The following is a 9,543-nucleotide window of genomic DNA, read 5'->3' as shown; positions in this document are numbered from 1 at the left end:
AAGCCGTAGGCAGAGGAGAACCGCTGTGCCCTCTCCCCTCTCGGTGTGGAACACCGCCCCGACCTCCGCCCCTGCCCAGCGCGCCGACCGCTACGTGCCCGGCTCCGCCGCCCACCCCGCCAAGATGCTCCCGCAGATCGCCGCCCACGCCATCACCACCTACACCCGCCCCGGCGACCTGGTCCTGGACCCCATGTGCGGCATCGGCACCATCCTTGTCGAGGCCATCCGTCTCGACCGCCACGCCCTCGACACCGAATACGGTGCTCTGCCGACGTCATCACCGCAGGCGGATGACGAGCGCCGCGGCGCGGTAGCGCCGCTGTCGCCAGACATGCTGCCGGTCACCGCCACTTGACCGCTGGCCGACGAGAAGCGCGTCGACTTGCTTGTCGGCCGCGCTGGCTATGGGGGAGCGAGCGTTGGGGAGCGGGAGGCTCTGGGCCGTGGGCTCGGGAGGGTGGCCTTGGCCGCAGGTTCGAGTCCTCGGCAGGAGCCGCAATCAAGGGCTGGTCGTGTTACACCTCCTGTGAGCTGCGGAGACTTGCTGATCGTGACCACGTCGGCGCGTTTGCAGAAGACCCGTAAGGGTTAGAGGATCGGTGCCTCCCTCCGTCCCTCCGTCATGGCCTGCGGCATCGCCGAAAGCGAGCGGGATGACAGAACGTTTCGGCCCTCTCCGCCGTCAATCTTGGTTGGTTCTTTCGCCGGACCGCGCTCCCGTCGACAATGAATCATCCGTTGACGGGGGAGACCATGGCCAGCTACAGCATTCCGTACGCATTCGCGTGTCCGCACTGCGGAGCTCACAACTCGACGACGAGCTGGGTCACCGTCGACATCGACGAGCGCCCCGACATGGCGCAGCGGATCCGACGCGGTGACATCCCCGGCCATACCGTGTGCACAGGCTGCGAGTCCACGCTGGACCTCGGCCATCCCCTGCTGGTCGGACGACCGGGCCGTCGGCCCGAACTGCTTCTGGTCCCCGGCCGGAACATGCCGCCCGACAATCAGCGGGAGTACGTCGAGGCGGCCATGTCCCTGCTCGCGAGGGGCTGGACCGGGCGCACGCCGTTGTCCCATCTCGACGACAACATCCTCCCGATCACCGCGGACGTCCTTTCGTACGCTTGCGACCGTGACATCGAGGAAGATCTGCACACGTGGGCCGCCGGTGAGTTGACGGCGTACGAACCGGAGCAGGCGCGGTATCACTTCTGGCTCGACGAGACCGCACGCGCGCGCTGGCAGGTGAGGGTCAAGGCCCCGACCGAGCGCCTCTTGGCGGCGCGGACCTTCGACGACATCGTGCGCCTCGTCCGCGAGGCGCCTGAGCTGCTCGACCCGAAGGTGGATGAGCTGCTGGGCGAGATGCTCTCGACGATGATGCGGGAGTACTCACCCGATGAGGTCGTGACCGTCACCCATCGCCGCCATGTTCTGCGTCGCTGTCGTCGGCTCGGGCCGGAACAGGCCCTGAGCGGCACGATCAGCGGTCCCGAGGTCCTCGTGGGCGCCTTACGGCTGATGCCCACCGTCGGGGAGGCCGTGGTGCACTTCGGCGTCGGCACACCTCCGCGGCGTGAACGGGAGCTCTCCGCCGAGGAGGAGTGCGAACTCCTCGAAGCCGCGCTGTTCCAGATGACCCCGCAGGAGGCCGAGCTCGGCGCGGCGTCCCGATGGGGTGAGACGTTGACTCTGCGCGAAGAACTGCGGCTGCACCTCGCGGAGCGCCTGTGCACATCCTCTTCGGCCTCCGATCTCTGGTACGCCGTCTGGCTGTACGGCCTCATGGACCACCGGCGCGCCGGCACCCCGGCGATCTGGGCGTTCACCCGCTACCGCATCGGCATGACCGCCGCCCGGCTGCACGAACTGGCTGAACCAGACTGTGCGGCCAGGGCATTGGCCGCGTTCGACGACGCCCTCGCCGCGGTCACGCCCCAGGCGCAGCCCACGTTCTGGGCGGCGACCGCTCGCGCGCTGGCGGACTTCACCGCCACCTGCTTCGAGGACCTTCCCGCACCCGACCCGCACCGCATCAGCGGCCTGCTCGCCACGGCCGTCGAGATACGTGGCCGTGACGTCGACCTTGTGCTCGCCCTCTGCCACATCGGCGTCGTCCATACCGACGGCCACCGCCCCCAGGCCGAGATCGACTTGGTGGTCCGCACGCTGACCAACTTGCTCGGTGGGGCCACCGCGGCCGGTCGCCTCGGGCCGGCCGCCCGCTGCCACACCCTGCTCGGCATGGCCTTGACCAAGCGTGCTCAGACTTTCGGGACCTACTCGGACTACCGTCGTGCGATGGAGGAACTCACCACCGCGGTCGAGCTGTACCGGCAGACGAAGAATTTCGACGAGTTCGTCACGGCAACCCTGGCCTTGGCCCACATCGCTGTGGAAGACCAGGTGCGGGACGAGACCGTTACGGCGCTGGTCCATGAGGCCCGCGACCACGCCAGGAAAGCCGGCATGCGCCGTAGGTGGGCGAAACTGACGAATTACCTCGCCCGCCTCCTCCTGCTCGACGGCGATGGCGACCAGTACACCGATGCCGAGGAGGCGCTGTCCCTGATTTCTCTGGCAGAACGCACGTTCACCAGGGAGGACTCACCTGCGGGTTGGGCCGCGCTGCAGATCGACCGGTCCGCCGCCGCCGAGAGAGGGTGGTTGCGCAAGGATCCGCAATACCGCGCGGTCGTGGAGGAGTCCTTCGCACGGTACGCCGCGGCCGCAGATGTCCTCGACTGCCGCCGTCACCGCGCCGAGTGGGCGCGGCTTCTCACCGCGCGGGCGTCGTCGCACCTGGTTCTCGCGCGCATGTCCGAGGAACAGGGCGGCTCCTTTGCCGCCCGCAAGGCCGAGCGGGTGCTGAAGGAGGCCGCCAGTCTGCTCACTGACCCGGGCGACCGGCGGGCCTGGGCACGGATCCAGTGCCTGCTTGCCGAAGCACTGTTCCTGGTGGGCGAGCGTGAAGCCGGCCACAGCGCGCTGAGCAGGGCATCGACGGTCTGGAGTCCTGAAGGGCCCGATCCGTCAGCTCATGGGATGGTGACCCTTCTCAAGGCGGAGGCGCACGCTGCGGAAGGGGACCATGAGACCGCCCTCACCGAATACGCCGCGGCCTCGGCGCTGTTCAGGTCGCTGGGCACGAACCGGCAGAGGCGGCGCGCTGCGGCCGGTCTGGGCCGCCTGCTGGTAAGGCTCGGCCGGTTTGAGGAGGCCGTACCGGAACTGACGGCGGCCATTGAGGCACTGTATCGGGAGGCAGCCGCCATCACGTTGCCTCACGTGCGCGAGCGCGTTCTCGGCGAGTACGGCTGGATCGCTGCCGTCGCGGCCGAAGCCCTGGTTGCTCTCGACCGCCTCTCCGAAGCCGTGGAGGTGCTCGAAAGCCTTCGTGCTCGCCTGTTGCGGGACGCAGTGGACCGCCATCCACAACGGTACGCCCACCTGTCGCGGGAGCGGCCGGACACCTACGAGGCGTTCAGCAAGGCCGCGCGCTGGCTCACCCAGCTCGAAGGACTCGCCGCACAACTGACCGCGAAGCCAGCCGAATTCCAGGACGATGGCTATCACGCCGTGGCTGAGCGGAACCTTCGTGACGCGTTGCGTGAGGCGGGACAGAAGTACGCCAAAGCGCGCGCCGCACTCCTGGGCGCGGAGGAGCCCGCTGTCCGCAGCGGTCTCGCAGCGAGAGTATCCAGCACGCGGCACCCACTGGTCTACCTCTTCGCCACCGCTTCCGGCTGCACGGCGCTGATCGTGGCCGGAGACCGTATCGAGAGTGTCAAGGCCGCGGCACCCACCGACACGGAACTGCATGCGCTGTTGTACGGCGACGACTCCCTCGGCGGCATTGTTGCCTTACGCCCGGGAACGACGGCTGCGAGGCGAGAACTCCGGGCCTGCCTCGACCGGCTCGCCGGGATCAGCCGCTCGGTGTCGGCCGTGCTGCAAGATTTCGGCGCGACCGAGCTCACGATCGTCGCCTGTGGACTGCTGACCGCCCTGCCCTTGCACGCCGCAGCTGCCGACGGCCACTGCCTGCTCGATGAATTCACCGTTTCCCATGCGCCGTCCGCCGCGACACTGCTGGCGGCTCGGCAGACGGCCCGCAGCCGACGTGCCGAGCCTAAGGCGATGTATGTGGTGGACAGGCACGACGGTCCGCCCTTCGCACCGGTGGAAGTCATAAGCATCGCAAATACACTGCCAGGAGAGGTGATCGCCAGCGAAGGAAGAATCAGCTCGGGCCACCTGCTCGGCAGCCTGAGGGATCGCACGCATCTCCATTTCGCCTGTCATGGCGAGTCCACCTTGGACTACCCGATGTACTCGCACATCAGGCTCTCCGCCGAGACCGAGCTGACCCTCATCGAACTCGCGCTGTCCACGAGCTTGGACGGCGAGCAGACACCGCTGCGGGACACCCGCCTCGTGGTCTGCTCCAGTTGCCAATCTGCTGTCCTCGCCGGAACCCATGCGCCCGAGGAGGTGATCGGCCTGCCCGCCGGTTTCCTCGCCGTGGGCGTGCCCGCCTATATCGGGACCCTCTGGCCTGTACCGGACGTGGCCGCCTATCTGGTCATGAGTCGTTTCTACGCCCGGCTCCTTCCGCAGGAGCCGGAGTTACGCCCGCTGCCGGCCGCCGCGGCCCTGCGTCAGGCTCAGCTGTGGCTGCGCGATCTCACCGGGCGTGATCTGCTCGATTTCCTCCACGGCCGCGCACTCCCGGTGGACAGCGGTACGCAGTTGGTCGAGTTCGCCCGCCGCTACCAAGACCGTAAGCTCTACGAGGACCCGGCCAACTGGGCCGGATACGTCCTCGTGGGAGCGCATGAGGCCGAGATCTGGACCCCATCATGACCGAAGAGACCCTCGCCGAGCGCGACCTCGAACCGTACACGACCGCGCCCCCGCATGCGCATGTCAAGGACGTGCCAGATACCCGACACTGGCTCGTACTGACCGCTGAAGACGGACAGCCACGCGCGGTCATCCCGCCCGACGGGCTGGACGGACAGCGGCCCGAGGCCGAGCTGTCCGCACTCACCGGCGTGCTCACCGGGTTCGTGAAGGCACATCCAACAACGACCGTCACCCACGCACTGAACACCGGCGCTTTCAGGACCCTCGACCCCGATACCCCCGTCGTCCTCTGCGACGAACGCGGTGTCGTGGGCGTGTGGGCCGGATTCGATCTCGCTGACGCGATCCTGCGCGGACCCGCACGGGTCGTCGGCGACACAAAACTCCCCGGGCGGATCGACATCCCGGTTGTCACCCGCCTCTGCCGTGTGTGCGGGTCGGCCATGACCTTCACCGAGAAGCCGGCCGGTCCGGTCGCATGTACCGGCCGTCCGCCGCACGACTTCGGGTGGTGACGGGGTGTTCCTGCCGGTGCTTGCGAAGTCCGTTGATCTGCTGGACCGTAGATTCGTCCAGGGGCTGCTCATGCCGAGCCTGGTGTTCTGGGCGGGGATCTTCGCGCTCGTCGCTGGCGAGTTGGGGTGGACCGAGGTCGGCGGGTGGTGGAACGCGCTCGATACGCTCCGCTGTGTCCTGTTAGGGCTCGGTGCCGCGCTCGGACTGGTCTTCTTCGCGGTGCTGCTCGCGGGCTGTGTGCCGACGCTGACCCGGTTGCTGGAGGGTTACTGGCCAGAGTGGCTCAGCGCCCGCGGTGTGCGGCGGCAGCTGCGGCGGTGGGGCCGGCTCGACCCCCTCGACGCCGTTGATTTCATGCGGCGGCACCGTGAGTTCCCGTACTCGGCGGAGAAGTTCATGCCCACCCGCTTCGGGAACGTGTTGCGCGCGGCCGAGACGTACCCGGGTGATGAGGAACGCTACGGTGCCGACGCGGTGTTCTATTGGCCGCGGCTGTATCTCGTTATGCCCGAGGAGTCCCGCTCCGAGGTCCGCGATGCCCGCACGGCGCTCGACCAGGCCGTGGTGATCTCGGCGCTGTCAGCGCTGTTCGCCATGACGGCGGCGGTGGGAGCGGCGTTCACCCGAAACACGGCGCTCTGGTTCTTCGGAGCGGCGCTGCTAGCAGCGGGCTTGAGCCACTTGGCCTACCGTACGGCCGTGGGCGCGGCCGCGGTCTTCGGCGATCTCGTGCGCGCCTGCTTCGACGTGCACCGGCACGAACTCCTCGCCAGCATGGGCTTCTCCCGTCCGGCATCCCTCGTGGAGGAGCGCGCCCTCTGGCTCGCCGTGAGCCAGCAGCTTTACCGACGACTGGCCGACCGGCCCGAGCTGCTCCGGTTCGACACTGCTTCCGAAGGCCGTGATCCCGGAGCCCAGAGGATGCCGGAACCCGGTGGTGGCGCGTGACCCTGTCACACGGCCACGGTGGCGAACCCGTTTGGCCAGTCTCCCGTACCGAATCTGGGACGGCCGGTAGTTGGTGAATGTTCCAGTAAAAGGACCGAAGCCACTCGGACGGCCGCCGCCGGGGCGTTCGCACGCTGGACGCGCGCGGTGGCCGAGGCGCTGACGGGGATGGGGGTTCCGGCGGACCGGGCGGAGCCGCTCGCGACGCCCCTGATCAGCGGGCTGGAGGGGGCGTCGCTGATCGCCCGAACCGAGCGCGACATGCGCACCCTGCAGACCGTGGCGCGCGAATTCGGACCGTTGCTCGACTCGTGTGCGCAACGGCGGTCGCCGCGCGGCTGATGCGGTCCTGGGCCCCGCGACGCAGGGCGGACGTCCGATGGTTCGGCGATCATCCCCTGCCCTAGGCTGCACGAAGGGCCCGTCCACCGTTCACCCCGTCCGTGAGGAGAGCCGCCCATGCCCGTCGACGGTCACCGTCACATCAGGATCGCCCGTCCCTCCCGGGACCTGGAAGCGGCCGAACGGTTCTGGGTCGCAGGGCTCGGGCTGTCGGTGGTGTACCGCGCCGAAGGCGGTACGGAGCCGGGCGAGCACGACCTGTTGATGCTCGGCTGGCCCGAGGCCTCCTGGCACCTGGAACTCGTGCACGAGGCGGCCCGTCCCGTCACGCCCCGCCCCACCGAGGAGGACCTTCTCGTCGTGTACCTGGACGAGCCGGTGCCGGACGAACTGGTGGCCCGGCTGGAGGAGCACGGCGGCAAGCGGGTGCCTTCACCCAATCCGTACTGGAACGAATGGGGTGTCACGGTCGAGGATCCGGACGGCTACCGGCTGGTGCTGTGCCGGCGGGGCTGGTCCAACGCCTGAGCGCGGCGCGCCGTGCCGGGTCGTCCGGCCGATTGCCGCTAGCCTCCGCTCGTGATCAATGGGGCGCACGTTGTGATCTACTCCCGCGACGCCGAGGCGGACCGGCTCTTCTTCCGGGACGTTCTCGGCTGGGCGCATGTCGATGCCGGGCACGGCTGGCTCGTCTTCAAGGCCCCGCCCGCCGAGGTCGCCTTCCATCCGGCCGACGGCGAGCCCTCCCACGAACTGATGCTGATGTGCGACGACCTCGACGCCACGATGACCGAACTTGTGGCGAATGGCGTTGCGTTCACACGCCCGGTCAGCGAGGCACGCTGGGGCCGGGTCACCGGCTTCCGGCTCCCCGGGGGAAGCGACATCGGCCTGTACGAGCCACTCCACCCTGTGGCGCACGGCCTTTGACCCGTGCGTGCTCACGGGCGAGCTCGACGAGCCGGCGGTCGCGGCCCGTCGCCGGGCGGACGCGGACCTCGGAACGCCGGAGGGCGAACCGGACGTCTCACAGGCATCCGAGTGCGTGGTAGGTGTCGCGGGTCGCGGCGGCGACCCGCGCCCAGGTGCGCTCGCGGGCGACGAGCGCCTGGGCGGCGGCTCCCCAAGTGCGCCGTGTCTTTTGACTGCTGAACAGCATTTCGAGCGTATCTGCCCAGACAAGAGAGGATTCCGGCGGTATCAGTCGTCCATTCACCCCGGATTCGACCAGGTCTCGCATGGCCGGGACATCACTCGCCACGACGGGGAGCCCACTCGCCATCGCCTCGGCCGGCTCGAGAGGGGTCACCAGACGGTCGGTGCGCGGCACCGCGAAGACATCCAGCACGGCGTGGCAGTCCCGCACCTGCTCCTGCGGCACCCGGCCGGTGAACAGGGCCGTCCCGTCCCGGAGTCCGAGCCGCCCGGCGAGGTACTCGAGCGCCGTTCGTTCGGGCCCGTCGCCCACCAGCAGCAGCCGCACGGGCACCCCTCGGCGGCGCAGCTCGGCCCCGGACTCCAGCAGCGTGGCGATGGCCTCATGGCGGGTGAAGCCGCTGACCGTTCCGACGACGTACTCTTCGGGACCGATGCCGAGACGGGTGCGCACGGCACCGCCGTCGGGCAGCGGCTCCAGGAAGAGCGGATCGACGGCATGCGGCACGACGCGCACCCGCTCCTCGGGCACCCCGCGCGATACGATCTCCGCCTTCATCGCCTCGCCCAGTGTCAGCACCGCATCGGACTCGCGCATGCAGTACGTCTCCCACTCCCGTCGCACGCGATACGTTCCGTCGCTGCGGGAGCGCCCGTGCGCCTGGGCGGACCAGCTCTCCTCCGGGAACCCGCGCACCTCGTAGACCACGGGAAGCCCATAGGTCTCGCGCAGGGCCAGCGCCACCCGGCCGTTGCCGTGGTCGCCGGCCGCGTGCAGCACCGAGGGGCGCAGCCGCTCGACGAGCCGCGCGGCCAGCTCCGCATTGCGCGCCAGCACCGCTCCGGAGCCGTACGGCAGCCACCGGGGCAGCAACCGGTGCTGGGGTACGCCTCCGAGCAGTTGCAGTGGCCGGGCGTCGAACACCCCCTGGGCCGCCGGGAATCCGATCCGCGTCACCACGTGCGGGTCCAGCCCCGCCGCGGACTGAGCGCGGGTGAGTGCCTGAGTGCGCAGGGTGTGGCCGGCCTGCCGGTACGGCAGGCCGTGGGTGACCAGGTGCAGCACGCGTCCGGGCACGGGCAGGATCGGGCGCCCCGGGGGAGCGGGTACGCGTGCGGGGGAAGGTTCGTCCGACGGCCCGGACGGTCGGGCCCGGGCGGTGAGACGGATCTCCAGTCGCCGCAGCGCGCGCCGGACAGGGGTGGGCAGCAGGCGCACGGCGAGCAGGGCCGGCCGCAGCGGGTCGTGCCGCAGCTCGGCCCAGGCCACCGAGACGGCGAGGGTGAGCGCGCGCACCGGGCGACGGGACATGAGGTCAGGCTAGAACGTCCGGATGACGATGAGACCACCTGTGGCGCCGTCCACCCGGATGGCGGGCGCGGCAGGTCGGGCCCGGTCCGTCCGCGCGACCGGCGCACGACAGGCGCGCCGGGATCCGGTGATCTTTTCGCCCGGTGTCAACGTGGCGTCGTCGAGGACGTTCCGCCGGCCCGCCGGTTCCGGAGCTGAACGCCCGTCCCCATCCGGCACCGTGGAGACTGGCCGGGGAGCGATCGGTCGAGGCCGGCCCGTCCAGGAAGACGGGCCGGCCTCTTCGCCAGCTACGAGGCTGTGGAAGATGCCTGGCGGGGAGCCTCGGAATCTCCCGCTGTGTTCCAACCCGCGATCACGGGCCAGTCGTGCTCCGTGGAGAGCCGGCTGAC

General features: G+C 69.6%; 7 protein-coding genes and 1 pseudogene. 7 read left to right on the top strand and 1 reads right to left on the bottom strand.

The genetic code is table 11. The features are described 5' to 3' along the window. Positions 1-25: 25 nt before the first annotated feature. The 7 genes and pseudogenes from VXC91_RS39040 to VXC91_RS39010 all read left to right on the top strand — a co-directional run. Positions 26-262 (top strand): annotated as a pseudogene (locus VXC91_RS39040) (DNA methyltransferase); the annotation flags it as partial. 494 nt (positions 263-756) lie between these two features. Next, positions 757-4,875, top strand: coding sequence for a CHAT domain-containing protein (locus VXC91_RS39035; RefSeq protein WP_329512103.1), 4,119 nt, complete (start codon positions 757-759; stop codon positions 4,873-4,875). Continuing rightward, a complete protein-coding gene (locus tag VXC91_RS39030) occupies positions 4,872-5,393 on the top strand; it encodes a hypothetical protein (protein WP_329512102.1) in 522 nt (173 codons plus the stop codon). The genes VXC91_RS39035 and VXC91_RS39030 overlap by 4 nt, the downstream gene beginning before the upstream one ends. 4 nt (positions 5,394-5,397) lie before the next feature. Continuing rightward, positions 5,398-6,342, top strand: coding sequence for a hypothetical protein (locus VXC91_RS39025; protein ID WP_329512101.1), 945 nt, complete (start codon positions 5,398-5,400; stop codon positions 6,340-6,342). Positions 6,343-6,360: 18 nt separating this feature from the next. Then, positions 6,361-6,684 carry an LmrA/YxaF family transcription factor gene (locus tag VXC91_RS47275; RefSeq protein WP_408057588.1) on the top strand — a complete coding sequence of 108 codons (324 nt, stop codon included), beginning with the start codon at positions 6,361-6,363 and terminating at the stop codon, positions 6,682-6,684. 117 nt (positions 6,685-6,801) lie between these two features. Next, positions 6,802-7,212, top strand: a complete 411-nt coding sequence (locus tag VXC91_RS39015) for a VOC family protein (RefSeq protein WP_329512099.1) — start codon at positions 6,802-6,804, stop codon at positions 7,210-7,212. Between the two features lie 51 nt (positions 7,213-7,263). Next, positions 7,264-7,614: a VOC family protein gene (locus tag VXC91_RS39010; RefSeq protein WP_329512098.1), complete on the top strand. Its 351-nt coding sequence runs from the start codon at positions 7,264-7,266 to the stop codon at positions 7,612-7,614. Between the two features lie 97 nt (positions 7,615-7,711). Here the strand turns inward: VXC91_RS39010 and VXC91_RS39005 are convergent, their stop codons facing one another. Continuing rightward, complete coding sequence (locus tag VXC91_RS39005) at positions 7,712-9,151, bottom strand: glycosyltransferase family 4 protein (RefSeq protein ID WP_329512097.1); 1,440 nt, start codon at positions 9,149-9,151, stop codon at positions 7,712-7,714. Positions 9,152-9,543 lie beyond the last annotated feature (392 nt).

The sequence above is a fragment of the Streptomyces chiangmaiensis genome, from assembly GCF_036281785.1.
Classification (GTDB): domain Bacteria; phylum Actinomycetota; class Actinomycetes; order Streptomycetales; family Streptomycetaceae; genus Streptomyces; species Streptomyces chiangmaiensis.
The sequence above is the reverse complement of the archived record's forward strand: the minus strand, read 5'-3'. Positions and strand labels throughout refer to the sequence as shown.